The following is a 17,024-nucleotide window of genomic DNA, read 5'->3' on the forward strand; positions in this document are numbered from 1 at the left end:
ATCTATGTCACAACTCGTTCATTTCCAGGGCAACCCGGTCACTGTTGCAGGTGCCATTCCGCAGGTGGGTAACAAGGCGCAGGCTTTTACGCTGGTGGCTAAAGATCTGTCTGACGTCACGTTGAGCCAGTTTGCTGGCAAGCGCAAAGTCCTGAACATTTTCCCAAGCATCGATACCGGCGTTTGTGCCGCATCCGTGCGTAAATTCAACCAACTGGCAACAGAAATGGACAACACCGTCGTGCTGTGCATTTCCGCTGACCTGCCGTTTGCCCAGTCTCGCTTCTGCGGCGCTGAAGGTCTGAGCAACGTCATCACCCTTTCTACCCTGCGCAGCCCTGATTTCCTGGAGAAATACGGCGTTGGCATTTCTGAAGGCGCCCTGAAAGGCCTGGCGGCACGTGCAGTTCTGGTCATCGACGAAAACGACAACGTTGTTTTCAGTGAACTGGTAAACGAAATCACCACCGAGCCGGATTACACTGCTGCGCTGGACGCCCTGAAAGCATAATGATTGCTTAGCATTCTATAAAGCTTAGCATTGTCCTGAAACCTCGCGTCGGCGGGGTTTTTTATTGCCAGATGAACTGAATCGTTAAGGCATAAATACTTTTACCTCACACTTTTCATGTAAATATTGTTTAGTAGATAAACAAACAGGAGAAATAAATCTCATTTTTCAGGTTAAAAAACCGTTATTTTCTCACCAGTGAACCCCATCACATTTCCCCTCCCCTCTAAACATTAGATTTGCTGACGTATTCAAATAATCGTTTCAGCAAAAAGGGATAAATATGAAAATTAAACTGGCGTTGACGGTGGTTGCAGTACTGATTTCGGGTCATGTCTCGGCAAAAACATGGGTGCTGACAAGCGCTGAAAGCGGTGTGGAAAAAGGAAACTGGCGAATTTCGAGTGATGAGCTGAACGCTAAAGGGCCGAACTTCAGCATTGAACAAAAAGTTCTCCAAGGCGGTAAGCAGGAAGGCAGTAAAATCATTGTCATTAGCAGTAAAAATGGCCTGACTATAACGTTGAGTCCAACCCGTGGTATGAATTTACTGCGCGTTGAGGGCTTTGGGTCAAAACTGGGCTGGGACTCTCCGGTTAAAGAGGTCGTTAACCCGGCATTTATCAATCTGGAAAGTCGAAATGGACTCGGCTGGCTGGAAGGTTTCAACGAAATGATGGTTCGCTGCGGCTATGAGTGGACAGGCCACCCGGTAACAACGGACGGGCAGATTTACACGCTGCACGGTAAGGCGGGGAATACGCCGGTATCTCAGGTTGAAGTCGAGGTCGCTGATGCTGCACCGCATGAAATCCGCATTCGCGGTCTGATTAAAGAGAGCACCTTCAAAAAAGCCGATCTGCAAACGATGACCGAACTGCGTTATGTTCCCGGAAGCAACCAGTTCAGCCTGCATGATGTTCTGACCAACCATGCTGACTACCCGCACGACTATCAAATCATCTACCACAGCAACTTTGGCACACCCATCCTTGAAGAAGGCGCTCGCTTCCTGGCTCCGGCCGCCAGCGTGAGTCCATTTAACGATTACGCCAAAGCGGGTCTGAACGACTGGCAAACCTATGCCGGTCCGACAAAAGGGTTCGATGAGATGGTCTTTAATATCACGCCGCTGGCTGACAAAGATCGCCAGACGCTTGCTGCGGTGGTCAACAAAGCGGGTGATAAAGGGGCATCAATTCAGTTTGATACTCGCCAGTTGCCGGTTCTGACGTTGTGGAAGAATACCGACACGTTGAAGCAAGGCTATGTCACGGGTATTGAACCCGGTACCAGCTACGCCTACCCGGTCACGATTGAACGCGAGCAGAAACGCGTTAAGCAGCTGGAACCTGGCGCAAGTACGCAGTTCGATCTCACCTATACCCTGCTTCATAACCAGGATCAGGTGAAAGAGGTGGAGAACAGGATCGCGGCGATTCAGGGTGAGACAAAACCAGACCTCGTTGCCACCCCAATCGCGAAGGAATAAGTGATATTCAAAAGCCTCCATCCGGAGGCTTTTACTTTTATTCGTCGCCTTTCTTATGGTTCAGCCCATACTCACGCAGCTTATTCGCAATCGCGGTATGTGACACCCCAAGCCGCTTGGCCAGCTTGCGTGTGCTTGGATAGCTACGATACAGCTGCGTCAGCACAGAGCGCTCAAAACGACTGGTGATATCGTCGAGCGAGCCTTCCATCGCCTCTTCACCTACCGACACCGTCCCGGCATCGTAATCCGGCAACAGGATATCCTGAGGCCGCAGCTCGTATCCTTCCAGTTGAGTCAACGCGCGATACACGGCGTTCTTCAACTGACGAATATTGCCCGGCCAGCCGTAGCGCGTCAGCACCGTGCCCAGATCGGCAGAAAGCTTCGGACGCGGCACCCCCTGCTCATCTGCAAAGCGGGCCACAAACAGTTCCGTCAGCGGGATGATGTCTTGCGGACAATCGCGCAGCGGCGGGATGTTAAGTGTCAGCACGTTCAGACGATAATAGAGATCTTCCCTGAACACCCCCTTTTGCACCAGCTCCACCAGGTTTTTCTGGGTGGCGCAAATGACGCGAACGTCGACGTGGACTTCATGGTCCTCACCCACGCGACGGAAGGTACCGTCGTTCAGGAAGCGCAGCAGCTTAGCCTGCATCCGAGCAGACATCTCGCCGATTTCGTCCAGCAGGACCGAACCGCCGTTGGCCTGTTCGAAGAATCCTTTTTTCCCTTCCGGCGCGTGGCCAAACAGTTCACTTTCAACGGCATCTTCAGGGATCGACGCGCAGTTCAGTGCCAGGTAAGGTTTTGCCGCCCGCGGGCTGGCCATATGTACGGCATGCGCGAGTAAATCTTTCCCGGTTCCCGTATCTCCTGTTATCAGCAAGGGTGCAGTCAAACTGGCGAGCTTACGTGCCTGATCGACTACATGGCGCATTTTTGGGCTGACGGCAATAATCTGGCTGAATGCGCCGACATCCTGGCTGGAAATGTTCTGCAGTTGACGTCCCATACGGACGGTGGAACGCAGCATGATCACGGCCCCCGTGAGGACACGACTGTCGTTTTCCCCTTTCAGGTAGACAGGCGTGATCTCCATCAGGAAATTTTGCCCGTTAATGACAACATGTTCGCTGTGGGTGCTTTGCGGGTTACTGTCCAGCCAGCGCTGGAAGTTAAAGCCGGGGATCAGCTGCGTAGCGTGATGATTGCTGAGTTTCTCCTGACTCTGCGCAAAAAGCTGGCAGCTGGCCAGATTCACGCGCTCAACTTTACTTTTCAAGTCGAGGGACAAGAAAGGTTCAGGCATGGCTTCCAGCAGCGCGCTCAGCGCCAGGTGCTCACGCTCTGACGGCATCCAGGGGATGGTACGGACATCCGTAACGCCAGCGATACGGCGGATTTCCCCCATCAGGCTACTGAAGGTGTTGAATTCAATTTCGGCAAAATTGAGGTAAATTCGCCCGACAGGATCGATCTCAATGCCACGTAAATCAATGCTACGTAAAACAAGAAGATCGAGTAACTCGCGGGTCAGACCGAGACGGTCCTCACAAAAGACTTCCAGACGCATGGGAAATTCACCGTTCTTAGCCATTAACGCTAAAATGATATGTCAGATCACGGTATTCTGGAAGGTGGCTGTCAACAAATATTGACAGCCAGCACGAATAGTAAGCAAGGCCTTTACGGGGTCGGTTTTTTATTGAGCGTTTCTTTCAGTTGCCCAATGAGCTCACGACGGAAATCGCCCAGACGAGGTTTGTCACCATCGATCCATGGCAGCGGACGGCACACTTCCATCGCTTTGATACCTAAACGGGCAGTCAGCAAACCGGCACCAATCCCCTGAGCAGCACGTGCGGACAGACGCGCCGCCAGATCTTGTGACATCCAGTCCATCCCCACTTCACGAACCAGCTCGCTGGCACCGGCAAACGCGATATTCAGCAGCACCAGCTTGAACAGGCGCAGACGGCTGTAATAGCCCAGTTCGATGCCGTACAGATTTGCAATACGGTTAATCAAACGCAGGTTACGCCAGGCGATAAATGCCATATCCACCAGCGCCAGAGGGCTGACAGCAATCATCAGCGTGGACTCCGCCGCCGAACGGCTGATTTCACGTCGCGCCTGCGCATCCAGCACCGGCTGCACCAGGTGGGAATAAAGCGTCACCACTTCACGATCGTTCTGAGTCTCATGAATGGCGGCATACCAGCGCTGAAGCGCCGGGTGCGACTTGTCTATACCGGCCTGTGCGGCCAGTTTCTCACAAAAGTCCCGGCCCTTCCCCGTGCCGTGGCTGTGAAGCAGATCCCGGGCGATATCTCGCTCGTGCGCGCGCTGTCGTAAACGCCACAGACGCCGCCACTCGGTAGCAACCGACCCGATCCCCGCCCCTACAATGAGCGCACCCGCAGCACATCCCCCCAGCGCCACCCAGTCCTGGGTTTGCCAGGCGTTGATCGTCCACTGAACGCCCTGACCCACCACGCTTACGCCAAATAACGCCAGCCCGGCAGTGACCATCTTCCGCCACAGGCTACGTTTCGGGCGTAAGGCCGCTTCAACCACCGCTTCAGCCGGACCGTCCTCGACGCTGGGCTCTTCAGTCAGCACTGGAGCAAAGTTATCAGCCTGCGCGCCGTTAAAGGTTTGCGACGTTTTAAACGCCTCCTGATGCTCTTTCTCAAGCGTCCCGGTAAAGTCAATGCGCGGTTTTAACGGTTCCGTCATCGCAATTTATCTCCAATCAAAAATTCCAGAGCCGCATCCAGACGAATGTGCGGTAACGGCCGATCGACGCTCATGGTTTGTGGCCGGAAGGCTTCGAACTGGAAGCCCTGATTTTGCCAAAATGCCTGCCCCGGCAGACGAGCCGGTACCTCCCCCGGATAGACGGTCAACGGTTCGCCGTCGCTGAGACGGTTGCCCCGCAGAGCAGGGATCTTTTCGCCATTAAGGTCTATCAACCCGCTCTGTGTCGCCTGTACCGAGGCCAGCCCGAGGCAGTCCATACCGATCCCTTCAAACGCAGCGTTCTGCCAGGCATCCTGCACCAGCTGCTGCAGCAGCGAGACCAAATTGGCATGCTGATCGACCGTCACGTGGTCGGCCTTGGTGGCGGCAAAGAGCAGTTTATCGATCACCGGCGAGAACAGACGGCGGAACAGCGTGCGCTGTCCATAATGAAAACTTTGCATCAGTTGCGTCAGCGCAAGGCGCATATCGTTAAACGCCTGCGGTCCGCTGTTGAGCGGCTGAAGGCAGTCCACCAGCACGATCTGGCGGTCGAAACGTAAAAAATGATTTTTGTAGAAACCTTTAACCACTTTTTCGCAGTAGTAATTGTAGCGCTCGCGCAGCATCCCGGCGTTGGTGTGCTTGTCCGCTTGCGCCAGCTTTGATTCCCCGTATGCATCCACATCCGGCCAGGGGAAAAACTGCAGTGCGGGTGCCCCCGCTAAGTCTCCCGGCAAAACAAAACGGCCTGGCTGGATGAAATGCAGCCCTTCCTGTTTGCACTGATGCAAATACGCCGTCCAGGCCTCAGCAATCGTTGCCAGCCGGTTTTCATCCGCAGGGGCCAGGGGATCTAACCCCTCGCACAGCTGCCGCCATTTTGCCGACCACCCGGCACGTTGCCCCTGCAATAATCCCGTCATCTGGCGGGACCACGTCAGATAATCCTGGGCCAGCATTGGCAAATCAAGCAGCCATTCACCAGGGTAATCCACAATTTCCAGATAGAGCGTCGACGTATCCTTGAAGTGGCGCATGAGGGATTCATTGGAGCGAAAACGGAGCGCAAGGCGAATTTCACTCACACCGCGCGTCGGCGTCGGCCATGTCGGCGGGTCGCCATAAAGCTGTGCCAGCCCTTCATCATAGGTAAAACGAGGAATGCCGAAGTCGCGCTGAGGCACGCGCTTAACGCCCAGCAAACGCTCTTCGCGCACAGCGCTTAGCAGCGGCAGCCGTGCACCGGCGTGCAGATTCAGCAGTTGGTTCACCATCGCCGTGATGAACGCCGTTTTGCCGCTGCGGCTGAGTCCCGTCACTGCCAGACGCAGATGGCGATCAACACCGCGGTTCACCAGAGAGTTGAGTTCGTTTTTAAGTCGCTTCATCGCCGTCCTTCATTGCGTGGAAACCTGAAATGCATGGCTTCAGAATACAATAAATGGGGGCAGATCGTTGATTATCAATTCTTATTTATTGCTATTGCCGTTTTCTCTCCAGTAAGATGAACGGCATTGCTGTTTGTCTGGAGTGAGAGGTGTATGTCACCCACTATCTATGATATCGCCCGGGTTGCTGGCGTTTCAAAATCAACCGTGTCGCGCGTTCTGAATAAACAAACGAATATTTCTCCTGAAGCGCGTGACAAAGTGTTGAAGGCGATTGACGAATTAAATTATCAGCCCAACAAACTTGCCCGCGCCCTGACGTCTTCTGGCTTCGACGCCATTATGGTAATTTCAACGCGTTCAACCAAAACGACTGCCGGTAACCCTTTCTTCTCTGATGTACTTCATACCATTACGGCAAAAGCGGAAGAAGAAGGTTTTGACGTTATTTTGCAGACCTCTAAAAGCAGTGAAGACGACCTGCTAAAATGTGTGAACAAAATAAAGCAGAAAATGATTAAAGGGATCATTATGCTGAGTTCACCGGCCGATGAATCTTTTTTTACTACCCTGGATGCGTATGGCGTACCGGTAGTTGTCATCGGTAAAGTGGAAGGCGATTTTACGAATATTTACTCCGTCGACACGGATAATTTTCATGACAGCGCCACGCTAACAGATAATTTTATTAAAAACGGACGGCATAAAATTGCCTGCCTGCATGCGCCGCTTGATTATCATGTTTCTATCGATCGTCTTTCAGGCTATAAAGCCAGTCTGGAAAAGAATAACATTGCTATTAATCCAGACTGGATAATCGATGGCGGGTATACACATGAGAGCGCGCTTACTGCGGCTATTCAATTATTGTCCTCGACCACGCCACCTGACGCAGTATTTGCGACTGACAGCATGAAGTTACTTGGTCTTTATCGCGCGGCGGATGAGTTAAACCTGATGATCCCAGCGCAGGTTGTGGTTGCGGGATACAGCGATCCGATGCTGTCACTCATTCTCACGCCTGCACCTGGAGGCTTTGATATTCCTACCCGCAAGCTGGGCGAAGAGAGTTGCGACCTGCTGTTTAAGCGTATCGCCGGTCATCCTGCGCCACAAAAGGTACTCGTTGATACCCATTTTTCACTTGCAGCCTCCCTACGGTAATACCAGGGGCGGTTAGCCCCTGGTATTGTGTCGATCAAAATGCGTAATTCACGCCAACGCCCGCATAGTGGAAGCGGTCGCTTTCACCTTCATCATGGTTTTCCCACTCATAGGCGTATTCCAGCGTCATGGATAAACCATTGTTGAAATCGTAAGCGTAGAGGAGACCGAGTCGGTTGAAATCGTGTCCTTCACGCTCAGGATCGTCCTGCCAGTCCCAGTTCGACCAGCGATCAAGCCCAAGGCGGGTATAAGGCGTAAGCGTCGTCTGGCCTAATGAAATGGGCAGATACGCACGAATTTCCTGCGTCGAAAACTCGCCGTTATCACGTGAACTGTCCATATTGAAACCGCGCTCTAAATAGTAATTCACTTTCGCCGCAAAGGTTTCGTTGATGGTCCAGGTAAAGCCCGTTTCGGTTTCGACACGGCTGTCAGAATATCCTGTTTTTTCCAGGTCATTGGCAAACTGATACATGGCAAACCAGCCGCCAAAACGCCAGTCATCGGTTAATTTAATATCCCAGTCAGGCTGAATTTTATAGCGCTGCATATTAGCACTGCCGTCTTTCGGCCCCTTTTCATCTTTGAAATGATATCCATAATTACGGAAACCACCCGTCAGGCCGAGCGTGAAATCATCCGTTCCAATAAAGCGATAGCGCAATTCTAATTCGGGACGGTCGAAATAGGTTCCACGGGTCATGCTGCTGTAATCAACCGGCCCTTCCTGATACATCGCCATCGAAATTGTCCACGCATCCCAGGTGGCGTTAAACCAGACGGAGGGTTCATACAGACCATCTTTATCGTCGCCCTGACCTTCGACGTTTTCAATTTCATACATTGCACCGATATTAAACGTCCAGTGCTTTGTTGTTTCTTCGGCTTGCGCGCAGCTAACCCCTGCGCACAGCACGAGCGCAGCACTTCGTAGTAGAGTACTCATTAAAATATTCCTTTATAATTAACAAACAAAAAAACCGGAAATTTGCATTTCCGGCAAACACCTTTCTTATCTAATAGCCGCTTCGGTATCCGCGTCGAAGAAATGGCACTTATTCATATCAAACTGGATGCCGATAGTGTCTCCGGCAACGTAGTCATTGGCCGCACCCGCCCGAACAACCAGTTCATGCCCGCCGACGGTGGCATAAAGCATAAACTCCGCCCCCGTCAACTCGGCTACACTTACTTTCGCGGCAATGTCTTCCCCCTGGCGCTGAAGCGTCAGAATATCTTCCGGTCGGATCCCAAACACCACGGCTTTACGCTGATAGCCCGCGGCGTTCAGTGCCGCAAGCTTCTCTTCCGGGATTTCCAGACGCAGCGTTTCCGTCACAAAATAACGGTCGTCTAACGCCCCGCGAATGAAGTTCATGGCGGGTGAACCAATGAACCCGGCGACAAACATATTCGCGGGCTCGTTATACACCTGCTTCGGTGCCCCCACCTGCTGAATAAAGCCGTCCTTCAAAATCACGATGCGTGTGGCCATCGTCATCGCTTCCGTCTGATCGTGGGTCACGTAAATCATCGTGGTATTGAGTTTCTGGTGCAGCTTGCTGATTTCAGCTCGCATCTGCACGCGAAGCTTGGCGTCGAGGTTAGAAAGCGGTTCATCCATCAGGAAGACACCGGCTTCGCGCACTATCGCCCTGCCTAATGCCACACGCTGCCGCTGGCCGCCGGACAACGCGCCAGGTTTACGCTTGAGATACTCACGCAATCCCAGGATTTGAGCCGCCCAGTTAACGCGCTCTTCGATAACTGCAGGCGGGATTTTCTGCATCTTCAGGCCAAACGCCATGTTGTCGTAGACCGTCATATGTGGATAAAGGGCATAGTTCTGGAAAACCATCGCGATGTCGCGAGACTTGGCGGGGACATCGTTCATGCAAACGCCGTCTATCACCAGTTCACCAGCGCTGATTTCTTCCAGTCCGGCGATCATGCGCAGCGTCGTCGATTTACCGCAGCCAGATGGCCCGACGAAGACGATGAACTCCTTGTCCTCAATTTCGAGGTTGAAATCCTTCACCACGTGGACCTGGTTATCGTAGATTTTCTGAATGTGTTTCAGAGACAGTTGAGCCATTATTAATTCCTTATCAATGCCGTCCGGGACGTCCAGAAATCCGTCAGGCATTTCCAGGTCAGTTCCCGCGTTGAATGAAGTTGTAATCCCGCATGGTTCAGGCCAGGTCCAATCCCAACCGACAACATCCCTGCCGCATTGATCGCTTCAACACCCGCCGCCGCATCTTCGATACCGATGGTCTCTTCAGGACGGACATTCAGCCCTGCGCAGGCAGCGAGGAAGATCTCCGGGTCAGGTTTTGAGCAGGTAATACGAGAAGCATCTGCACAAAAATCAAAAGCCTTATGAATGCCCAACGCCTGTAATATGCCGGGGGCGTTGAGGGAAACGGAGGCCAGCCCAATTTTGATTTTCGCCGCGCGAATATCCGCCAGCACTTCGCGGATACCCGGAAGCAGCGAATCGTGCGTCAACGACGCCAGGGACTGGACATAGAGATCGTTTTTCTTCCCGGCAAGCGCGAGGCATTGCTTGTCGTCAAACGCCCCCTCTTTTCCACCTTGCCGCAGGATCCGCTGCAGGGAATCCATGCGGCTAATTCCCTTTAGCTGCTCGTTGAACACCTCGTCGATGGTGATACCAATCTCCTGCGCCACGCTACGCCAGGCCAGAAAATGCAGATGAGCGGTATCGGTGATCACGCCATCCAGATCAAATACAACTGCATTAAGCGTCATAGCGCCCCTCCGTGGTAGCGGTCCCATTCATTGGCGTAAGAAAATCCGTCCGTGCAAAGACCTGCAGCCCCGAGACGTTAAGGGTTTTACCCCATAGCGTTAACGCGACAGGTGCAGAGGATTCAACGGTCAACGCATCATGTTCAAAAGAGAAACGCATTTGCGCGTTTCGCCACCGCAGCGGGAAGCTCAGTTTTCGCCAGTGGGCAGGCAATTTCGGCGCGAGATGAAGTTCCCCTTCCACAATCTGCACCCCGGCAAAACCCTGAATAACGCCCGACCAGATGGCACCGGTCGCGGCGGCGTGAATACCGTCATCGCTGCTGTGCGGATCGTCACCCAGGTCGATGGCGACACCGTCACGCCATAAAACATATGCTCCTTCAGTGTCGCCGCAACGCGCAGTCACGACCCCGTGAATGGCCTTGCTCAGCGACGAGTCATGGATGGTGCGTGGCTCGTAGAAAGCCAGGTTGGCAGCACACTGTTGCGGTGTAAACCTTTCCGGCAGCAGGTAGTTGAGCATCACCACATCGGCCTGTTTGAGGATCTGCATCTCATTCACTTCAGCGCGAGAGTAATCAAGCAGAATAGTTTGTTTACCCGCTTTTGCTTTATAGCGACTCAGATCGATAGCCGGTTTCGTCATGAAGGTATCATCCTGAGGAAGGACACCTTCGGCATTCGCCTCCGGGAGCCATAAACGCGTCAGAAAACGGGTGGCATTTGCCAGGAAAACGGCATCGTCACGACCAAACATCGACATAAACTGGCGGGCACAGGCGACGTTATGCCAGGCCAGATAGTTGGTGTAAGCGTTGTTGTTAACGTGTTCGGTGTATTCATCCGGCCCGATCACATCATGGATTTCCAGACGACCGTTGGCTTCGACGGCACGTCCCATCCAGAACGTCGCCGTCTCCGTCAGTAACGTCAAACCTTCATTGCGCATAAAAGCGTCATCCCGTGTCGCCTGCCAGTAAGCGACAACGGCCCACGCGATATCCGCCACAATGTGGTGTTCGGCCAGTGCAGAGGCCACTTTCTGACGTGTGCCCGTACGAATGTTGATTGCCGCAAATTCCGGCGTCTCTTCCTGACCGCTCGCGGCGCTTTCCCACGGGAACAATGCGCCAGGCCAACCGTGACGACGCGCCTTTTCGCGTGCGCCGGAGAGGTTAAGCCAGCGATAGCGCAGCAGGTTGCGGGCAATCTGTGGACGGGAGAACAGATGGAAAGGCAGGAGGAAAATTTCGGTATCCCAGAAGATGTGACCTTTGTACCCTTCCCCGGTCAAGCCTTTGGCGGCGATACTGCTTCGCTCGTCATGCGCTGGCGTCATGGTTGTCAGATGCCAGACAGCATAATCAAGCGCCATCTGATCCTGTTTGTCCGTGGATGTCACGTCAACCCGCGCGTCACGCCAGACGTTCTCCCAGGCACGCGCGGAGTTCTCCAGCAGCGATGCGTAACCTTTTGCCGCACACACTTTGAGATCGGCCAGCGCATTGCGCGCATAAGTTTCCTGCGAGAGCGTTTTGTCCTTGCGGTGAGTGATCCACACCAGTTTTTCAAGTGTGACAGTGTCACCGGCAGGAAGCGTCAGCGAATGATGTGCCATTACGCGACGATTTTTCGCGCTAAAGCAGCTATCGCTGCTGTCCGACGACAGACGGCAGCTTGTAGAGATTACCACCTCTGCAGCGCGATCCTGGGTTTCATAGACACCCTGCAGGTAATGCTGGTCAAAGACTCTGACAGAAACTTCATCCAGATGCTGTCTGCCGCTGTTGGTTTGGGTCGCATCAATACCTGTTTTCAACACCACCTGGGATGCAGCATCCAGCGGCGTGATCGACAGTTGCATTGCCGCCAAAGGTAGTTGATCGAGTGACACAAAGCGACGGCTATCCAGACGATAGCGATTCCCATCGGGCGCGCGCCAGAGAACCGTGCGACGCAGTTCGCCGTTGGCAAAATCCAGCTCGCGCTGCCAGCTCAGGATATCCCCTGACAGGAGGGTAAAATTCACACCGTCCAGTTCAACCTCGATGCCTGTAATATCCGGCAGGTTGATCAGTTCATTGGTCTCGTTCCGACCTGCGCGATGATACAGCCCCGCCAGATACATTCCTCTGGTTTGCTGGGTATAGTCTTCCTCATGCGCAGCGCGAATGCCCATATAGCCATTGCCGCAGGCCATAACAGAAGCGAATTTGTTCAGGCTGTGTGGACAAAAGCCCGGGTCGGTTAATACAGACACGTTCAGCATAACGTCACGCTTTCCCCTGTTTCTGCTGATTCATAAAGCGCGGCAACAAGCTGCTGGATAACCAGCCCCTGCTCCGCATCAGCAATCATGACCGGCTCTCCCTGCACATGACGAACAAAGGCGTCCATACTGCGCAAATGGCGTTGGTCGTCAGCCTCTTCGCGCTGCGTGAGGCTCCGTAATACCCCGGCCTCGTCAGTGTAAATGTGTGCCGGGAACAGCGTTGCCCCGGCCTTTTCACCGCAGAATGAGACATTCATGATCGACTGCTCGCGAATATTCAGGGCAAACGAGGTATCCAGACGCAGGATGCCGCCGTTGCAGAATTCAATTGTGCCGAACAGCGCATCTTCGACGGTAAACTGAGCCGGATCCCACTCGCCAAACTGGCCACTGTTTTTCCTGTTTCCCAGTCGCTGGAAGCTGTGCGCCGTGACCCGTTTTACTGCCGGGAACCCCAGTATATACATGGCGGCATCCAGCATATGAATGCCGATGTCGATCAACGGTCCGCCGCCCTGCAACGATTTGTTCGTAAAGACGCCCCAGCCCGGCACGCCGCATCGACGCAGCGCCTGCGCCGTCGTGAAGTAGATCTCGCCCAGGACGCCATTCAACACCGACTCACGCAGCAATTGCGTATCGCGTGCAAACCGGTGGTGAAAATCATACGCCAGCACTTTTCCCGCCTTACGGGCAGCGGTACGCATCTGTTCGGCCTGCTGTGCCGTCATGGCGGGCGGCTTTTCGCACATGACATGGCATCCGGCGTCGAGCGCCGCCATAACATGTTCAAAGTGAAACCGGTTAGGCGAACAAACGCTCACCACATCCGGCCTGACCGTCTCCAGCATGGTTCGTGTATCCTGCCATGAAGACGGGATCCCATGACGTTCCGCAAACGCCTGTGCCTGTTCAGGGCGGCTGTCCATGACAGCCACCATCTGAACATCACTGCGCGTGGCGTAATACGAGGCATGAACTTTGTCCGCGACCTGTCCGGCGCCAATGATGGCTACGCGCAGAGGCGAAGATGTTGAAGCACTCATCACGCATGTCATCCTTAGCACTCACGCAAATAGGTGAGCGAATCCAGATAAGCCTGCGCAGGATTGTCAGCGCGAACGCGGCACTCATAGACCACGTAGCCCTGATAATCGTCAGCACGCAGCCGATCGAACAGGCTAGCAAAATCGAGGCTGCCGCTGCCCGGCTGGTAGCGGTGGTTATCCGCAATGTGCACATGCCCCAGCAGATCGCGGTTCTGGTGCAGCGCATCCGCAAGCGAGTCTTCTTCGATGTTCATATGATAGAAATCACCGATGATCTGCACGTGTTTGAGCGCATTCTCTTCGATGTAACGACGCGCATCCGCCAGGGTGTTGATCATATGGTCCTGATAGCGGTTCAGCGGCTCCAGGTATACCGTCGTCCCGGTGCGTGCGGCCACTTCATCCAGCCAGCGCAGGGAGGCGCTGACTGCTTTGCGGTCACCGTCCAGGCTGCGTGGAGAGGTCATCGGCGGCAGACGGAAGGTAAACATCCCCCAGGCTGCAGGGACGATAATACCCTTCCCGCCCACCTCAGCCAGCGCTTCCAGAATACGTTCAATCTGCTGTAAACCGTTAAGACGGCGTTCCTCGATAAAGTCACCGATCCAGCCGTCGTATCCACCGCAGGCCGTCGTCACCGGCAGGCCAGTCGCGTTAATAGCCGCTTTCACCTCATCGAGATTATCTACAAGCAGTCGGCCATCAATTTCGTAGCCATCAAAACCCATCGCTTTGATGTACTCGAATTTTTCCATGATGTTGGTCGGGAAAAAGGCCTGATTTTGTGTTGCGATCTTCATTGCTTGCTCTCCTTAGCTTAAAAAGTGACGCCCATTTTGATGCTCAGTTCAGGGTGCCGATCGACATATTTCATATAGCTCTCGGGGCTAGTGATGAAGGTGACAACCGGGTCGATCAGATCCTCGCAATTGAGATAACCGTTCATCAGCAATTCCCAGCAGGTTTCTTCAATACGCTTGCGGCTCCAGCGCGGGAAATCCGGATTGGGTTCACTGCAGGCACGGGAGAAGACAATTTTCGCATTATTGAAATGCGCTTCACGACCAAGGTTGAATCCTGCTGCAAAGGGTTTGGCGAACGCCACGTAGGAGATCGTTCCGCCGTAAGCGAGACCGCGCAGAGCAGATTGCAGCGCATCGGCAAAACCACTGGTTTCGATGATGACATCCGCCCCCTGCTTATCGGTCAGTTTTTTAATTTCAAGACCGACATCGGTACCGATTGGGTTCAGGCAGTGGTCCGCGCCATGACGGCGAGCAATCTCACAGCGATGTTCAATAGGATCAACACCGATGACCACTGACGCGCCAGCTTTCTTCGCCAGCTGAATCGCGATCTGACCAATCGCCCCCAGCCCGACAACAACCACAAAATCACCTACACGGACATTGGCATCACGCACACCGCTCATGGCGAATTGCGCCGGATCGTAGCAAACGGCATTTTTCCAGGACGAACCCTGCGGCATTTTGCGCAGCTTGTAGTTGTTAACTGCGTTAACGATGACCGTTTCCTGCAATGGACCGTAGCAGCAGACGCTGTCGCCGATCTGGTATTCCGTCACGTCAGCCCCGCATTCGATAATGTCGCCGACAATCATGTTCCCCAGCTGGAATTTGCCGAACTCAATACCGCGGGCCGCGCCCTCTTCACGTGGCGTGAACATCTGCCACTCGGCGTTGAACTCTTCATCGATAAATGGGCTTGCCGCGCGGAAATCCACCACTTCTGTACCGTGCTTCGGGGCACCAAAGCGCGCGCGGATCTTCACTTCGTGAACGGCAACAGGACGATCTTCATATTCCACCAACGCCGCCACACGAGGCGCTGTCGCAACTAACTTTTTCATGACTTACTCCTTGTTAAAATTGGCCGCCTCAGCCCTTCACGCCACCGGCGGTCAAACCACTTTTAATAAAACGTTCAGACAGCGCGTACATGATGACCACAGGCAGTGCCGTCACCAGCGATGCCGCCATCATGCGACCCCAGATGTAATCTGGCGTGCTAAAGAGCGTGTTCAGCCCTACCGGCAGGGTGAAATTGCTGGCGCTGGACAGGAAAATGGAGGCAAACAGATAGTCGTTCCACGCCACCATGAAGCAGTAGACAAACACCGACACCAGACCGGAAATCGCCAGCGGCACGGTGATGCGGAAGATGATTTGCAGCCGGTTAAGGCCGTCCATCATCGCGGCTTCTTCTATCTCATCCGGAATGGTGTCGAAGTAACTGCGCAGCATGAATACCGCCGTCGGCAGCGTCTGGGTCACCATGGTGATAATCAGCGCCAGTGCGGTATCGTAGATCCCGAGTGCAGTGATGATTTTGAACAGCGGCACCACCAATAAAATCCCGGAGAACATGTAGACGGTGTAAAAACTCGCATTGATCGTCGTGCGTCCTTTAAAACGCAGTTTGGACAAGGCGTAGGCACCTAATGTACCGAGAAACACCGCAATCACTGATGAAGTCAGCGACACCACCATGCTGTTGCGAAAGTAATCCACAAACGGGAAAATCAGTGGGTTAAAGATGTCGACGTAATGCTGTAACGTCCACTCCTGCGGCAGAATCGTCGGATGCAGCGAGATCGCCTCTTTGGCGCTTTTAAACGACGTCATCAGCATCACGAAGAACGGGAACAGCGTGATGATGAGGAACATCGCCAGCCCCAGATAAAAACCGATACGGCCCAGCACGCGTTTATTTGTTGCCATTGAGGTTTACCCTTTTTCTGGTCAGCAGAATGACGGCGAAGATGATCACGAACAGGACCACGGAGATAGCGGCGGCTTTACCCAGATCGTTGAAGGCAAAGGCCGTTTTATAGAGATAGACGCCCAAAATATCGACCTTCGTTGTCAGCAGATAGACATCCGCAAACATGTAGAACATCCAGATGGTTCGCAGCGTAACCACCGTTGCCAGAACCGGCATGATCGCGGGCAACGTGACAATGCGAAAACGCTGCCAGGCATTCGCGCCATCCATTTCAGCCGCTTCATATAACGACTTATCAATGGTCTGCAAAATGGCCAGAAACGAGATGAACGCATAGGGGAAATAGCGCCAGATGGCAAACAGCACCACCAGCACAAAACTGCTGCCGGGGTTGTCAAACCACAGCGGTGCCTGGTCATACAGATGCAGCAGGTCAACGCCCAGATAGTTCACAATGCCGTAGCCGTTGTTGAACATGTACTTCCAGGCAAACACCAGCGAAATTGACGGCGTAACGTAGGATAAAATCACCAGTGAACGGGCCGTTTTGCGCAGGCGAAATTCACGGTTAAAGAAGATTGCGACGGCCAGCCCAAGGCCCGTACTGCCCATAACGACCAGCGCGGTGTACCAGAACGTCATCCACAGCGAGTGCCAGAACGCAGCATCGCTCAGAATGCGGATGTAGTTATCCAGCCCAACAAACACGGCATCGATGCGCGGGTTGAGCGGCAAGCGTAAGAAACTGATTTCAATGTTGGAAATCATCGGCCAGGCCACAAGGCCCCCCAGCAAAATCAGGCTGGGGGCCAACAGCAGCATGGCGAAAGGCATATCTGAACGACCCGAAAACAACGTCTTCATAATTCCC

Annotated in this window: 15 protein-coding genes; 3 read left to right on the forward strand and 12 right to left on the reverse strand. The window is 53.6% G+C overall.

The features are described from left to right. The first annotated feature begins 4 nt into the window (after window positions 1-4). Both tpx and KW829_RS01440 read left to right on the forward strand, forming a co-directional pair. Window positions 5-511 carry a thiol peroxidase gene (gene tpx, locus KW829_RS01435; protein WP_089600823.1) on the forward strand — a complete coding sequence of 169 codons (507 nt, stop codon included), beginning with the start codon at window positions 5-7 and terminating at the stop codon, window positions 509-511. 283 nt (window positions 512-794) lie between these two features. Beyond that, window positions 795-2,003: an aldose 1-epimerase family protein gene (locus KW829_RS01440; protein ID WP_218307462.1), complete on the forward strand. Its 1,209-nt coding sequence runs from the start codon at window positions 795-797 to the stop codon at window positions 2,001-2,003. Window positions 2,004-2,040: 37 nt separating this feature from the next. Here the strand turns inward: KW829_RS01440 and tyrR are convergent, their stop codons facing one another. From tyrR to KW829_RS01455, 3 genes are all read right to left on the reverse strand, one after another. Next, entirely contained in the window at window positions 2,041-3,582 is a 1,542-nt protein-coding gene (tyrR, locus tag KW829_RS01445) for a transcriptional regulator TyrR (protein WP_218307463.1), read from the reverse strand. Window positions 3,583-3,695: 113 nt separating this feature from the next. Then, window positions 3,696-4,748, reverse strand: a complete 1,053-nt coding sequence (locus tag KW829_RS01450; RefSeq protein ID WP_218307464.1) for a YcjF family protein — start codon at window positions 4,746-4,748, stop codon at window positions 3,696-3,698. Next, entirely contained in the window at window positions 4,745-6,142 is a 1,398-nt protein-coding gene (locus KW829_RS01455; protein ID WP_218307465.1) for a YcjX family protein, read from the reverse strand. Before KW829_RS01455 ends, KW829_RS01450 begins: the two co-directional genes overlap by 4 nt. A gap of 153 nt (window positions 6,143-6,295) precedes the next feature. Here KW829_RS01455 and KW829_RS01460 point away from each other — a divergent pair, with 153 nt between their 5' ends. Next, complete coding sequence (locus tag KW829_RS01460; RefSeq protein ID WP_218307466.1) at window positions 6,296-7,306, forward strand: LacI family DNA-binding transcriptional regulator; 1,011 nt, start codon at window positions 6,296-6,298, stop codon at window positions 7,304-7,306. Between the two features lie 34 nt (window positions 7,307-7,340). Here the strand turns inward: KW829_RS01460 and KW829_RS01465 are convergent, their stop codons facing one another. From KW829_RS01465 to KW829_RS01505, 9 genes are all read right to left on the reverse strand, one after another. Continuing rightward, window positions 7,341-8,255, reverse strand: a complete 915-nt coding sequence (locus tag KW829_RS01465; protein ID WP_218307467.1) for an OmpG family monomeric porin — start codon at window positions 8,253-8,255, stop codon at window positions 7,341-7,343. Window positions 8,256-8,321: 66 nt separating this feature from the next. After that, window positions 8,322-9,404: an ABC transporter ATP-binding protein gene (locus tag KW829_RS01470; RefSeq protein WP_218307468.1), complete on the reverse strand. Its 1,083-nt coding sequence runs from the start codon at window positions 9,402-9,404 to the stop codon at window positions 8,322-8,324. 2 nt (window positions 9,405-9,406) lie between these two features. Beyond that, window positions 9,407-10,084, reverse strand: coding sequence for a beta-phosphoglucomutase (gene pgmB / locus KW829_RS01475; protein WP_218307469.1), 678 nt, complete (start codon window positions 10,082-10,084; stop codon window positions 9,407-9,409). Next, complete coding sequence (locus KW829_RS01480) at window positions 10,074-12,356, reverse strand: glycoside hydrolase family 65 protein (protein WP_010431681.1); 2,283 nt, start codon at window positions 12,354-12,356, stop codon at window positions 10,074-10,076. The genes pgmB and KW829_RS01480 overlap by 11 nt, the downstream gene beginning before the upstream one ends. Then, window positions 12,350-13,408: a Gfo/Idh/MocA family protein gene (locus tag KW829_RS01485; protein WP_029485095.1), complete on the reverse strand. Its 1,059-nt coding sequence runs from the start codon at window positions 13,406-13,408 to the stop codon at window positions 12,350-12,352. Before KW829_RS01485 ends, KW829_RS01480 begins: the two co-directional genes overlap by 7 nt. A gap of 11 nt (window positions 13,409-13,419) precedes the next feature. Beyond that, a complete protein-coding gene (locus tag KW829_RS01490; protein ID WP_010431684.1) occupies window positions 13,420-14,208 on the reverse strand; it encodes a sugar phosphate isomerase/epimerase in 789 nt (262 codons plus the stop codon). 17 nt (window positions 14,209-14,225) lie between these two features. Then, on the reverse strand, window positions 14,226-15,278 hold the full coding sequence (locus tag KW829_RS01495) for a zinc-binding alcohol dehydrogenase (RefSeq protein WP_010431686.1): 1,053 nt from the start codon (window positions 15,276-15,278) through the stop codon (window positions 14,226-14,228). 28 nt (window positions 15,279-15,306) lie between these two features. After that, window positions 15,307-16,149, reverse strand: coding sequence for a carbohydrate ABC transporter permease (locus tag KW829_RS01500; RefSeq protein ID WP_010431688.1), 843 nt, complete (start codon window positions 16,147-16,149; stop codon window positions 15,307-15,309). Beyond that, complete coding sequence (locus KW829_RS01505) at window positions 16,136-17,017, reverse strand: carbohydrate ABC transporter permease (RefSeq protein WP_089600651.1); 882 nt, start codon at window positions 17,015-17,017, stop codon at window positions 16,136-16,138. The genes KW829_RS01500 and KW829_RS01505 overlap by 14 nt, the downstream gene beginning before the upstream one ends. Window positions 17,018-17,024: the final 7 nt, after the last annotated feature.

The organism is Enterobacter sp. ENT02 (genome assembly GCF_019219165.1).
GTDB classification, from domain to species: domain Bacteria; phylum Pseudomonadota; class Gammaproteobacteria; order Enterobacterales; family Enterobacteriaceae; genus Enterobacter; species Enterobacter mori.

Coding starts and splice junctions, on each gene's coding strand:
- tpx (WP_089600823.1), top strand. CDS start 5: ATGTCACAACTCGTTCATTTCCAGGGCAACCCGGTCACTGTTGCAGGT.
- KW829_RS01440 (WP_218307462.1), top strand. CDS start 795: ATGAAAATTAAACTGGCGTTGACGGTGGTTGCAGTACTGATTTCGGGT.
- tyrR (WP_218307463.1), bottom strand. CDS start 3,582: ATGCGTCTGGAAGTCTTTTGTGAGGACCGTCTCGGTCTGACCCGCGAG.
- KW829_RS01450 (WP_218307464.1), bottom strand. CDS start 4,748: ATGACGGAACCGTTAAAACCGCGCATTGACTTTACCGGGACGCTTGAG.
- KW829_RS01455 (WP_218307465.1), bottom strand. CDS start 6,142: ATGAAGCGACTTAAAAACGAACTCAACTCTCTGGTGAACCGCGGTGTT.
- KW829_RS01460 (WP_218307466.1), top strand. CDS start 6,296: ATGTCACCCACTATCTATGATATCGCCCGGGTTGCTGGCGTTTCAAAA.
- KW829_RS01465 (WP_218307467.1), bottom strand. CDS start 8,255: ATGAGTACTCTACTACGAAGTGCTGCGCTCGTGCTGTGCGCAGGGGTT.
- KW829_RS01470 (WP_218307468.1), bottom strand. CDS start 9,404: ATGGCTCAACTGTCTCTGAAACACATTCAGAAAATCTACGATAACCAG.
- pgmB (WP_218307469.1), bottom strand. CDS start 10,084: ATGACGCTTAATGCAGTTGTATTTGATCTGGATGGCGTGATCACCGAT.
- KW829_RS01480 (WP_010431681.1), bottom strand. CDS start 12,356: ATGCTGAACGTGTCTGTATTAACCGACCCGGGCTTTTGTCCACACAGC.
- KW829_RS01490 (WP_010431684.1), bottom strand. CDS start 14,208: ATGAAGATCGCAACACAAAATCAGGCCTTTTTCCCGACCAACATCATG.
- KW829_RS01495 (WP_010431686.1), bottom strand. CDS start 15,278: ATGAAAAAGTTAGTTGCGACAGCGCCTCGTGTGGCGGCGTTGGTGGAA.
- KW829_RS01500 (WP_010431688.1), bottom strand. CDS start 16,149: ATGGCAACAAATAAACGCGTGCTGGGCCGTATCGGTTTTTATCTGGGG.
- KW829_RS01505 (WP_089600651.1), bottom strand. CDS start 17,017: ATGAAGACGTTGTTTTCGGGTCGTTCAGATATGCCTTTCGCCATGCTG.